This is a genomic window from Candidatus Propionivibrio aalborgensis (genome assembly GCF_900089945.1).
Classification (GTDB): Bacteria; Pseudomonadota; Gammaproteobacteria; order Burkholderiales; family Rhodocyclaceae; genus Propionivibrio; species Propionivibrio aalborgensis.
In genome coordinates, this window is sequence record NZ_FLQY01000259.1 from 1 (window position 1) to 950 (window position 950).

Below are 950 nucleotides of genomic sequence, written 5' to 3' on the forward strand. Positions count from 1 at the left end.
TTTACCGAATCGAAGCGGTGGCTACCCCCCACCCGATTTACAGCAGTTTAGGGACTCAATCTGTGCTGCGCTGCAAATTATGTTCCTTCCATACTCCGCATGCTTTTTCATGAGTTCAAATTCGGGCGGGGTAAGACTGTCTGATTTGAGCAAGATATTGTCCGGAATACCTACTTTTCCGATGTCATGCAGCGGAGCAGACACAAACAGGAGATCGATGAACTCCGGGGTCAGAATCTCCGTGTAGTGGCCGTCACTTCGCAACTTCTCGGCGACAGCCCTGACATAGTTTTGCGTTCGCTTGATATGGGCGCCAGTTTCCGGATGACGCGTTTCCGCCACCGCGGCCATGGATTCCATGACAAGCTGACGCGCGTTGGCAAGCATCTTGAACCATGCGTAGGCTTGTCGCTTTTCAATCGCGAACCTTGTGGTGGTGAATAGCGCGAACAAGACCGCGATAACCATCATGGGCATCAGCGGCGAGATAAAGATCGATGCGGAATGGATCAGGTAGGCGAAACCCAGGAAGGCAAGGACAGCCAGCGCCGAGCTGCCAAGAATAAGCTGCATGGGGTTGCGCAGTACGATGAATAGAGCGGAAACGAGGAGGCCCATGGCGATGGAGGCTAGCAGTACTGCCTTGTCACTCCATGAGGGCTCACGGATGAAATCGTCATTCGCGATGTTATCTACGGTCACAGCCTGCATCTTCAAGCCCGGAAACTGCGAGTCGAATATCGTGCTGTGCAAGTCGTTCAAGGCTGCGGCCGAAGAACCAACGAACACGATCCTGTCCTTGAAGCCGGCTTTTTGAGAAGCGCCATTCAAAACATCTACCGCCGAGACGGCATCATAGAGATGCGGCTTGCCTTTGAAACGCAGCAAGGCGAATCCCTTCTTGTCGATCGGGATAAAATGACTTCCCACATGGATGACCGGGCCGTTTC

General features: G+C 53.3%; 1 protein-coding gene. It reads right to left on the reverse strand.

All coding sequences use genetic code 11. The features are described 5' to 3' along the window. Positions 1 to 21: 21 nt before the first annotated feature. Positions 22 to 950, reverse strand: a 929-nt coding sequence (locus tag PROAA_RS12480) for a CHASE2 domain-containing protein (RefSeq protein ID WP_186411657.1), incomplete at its 5' end; no start/stop codon positions are given.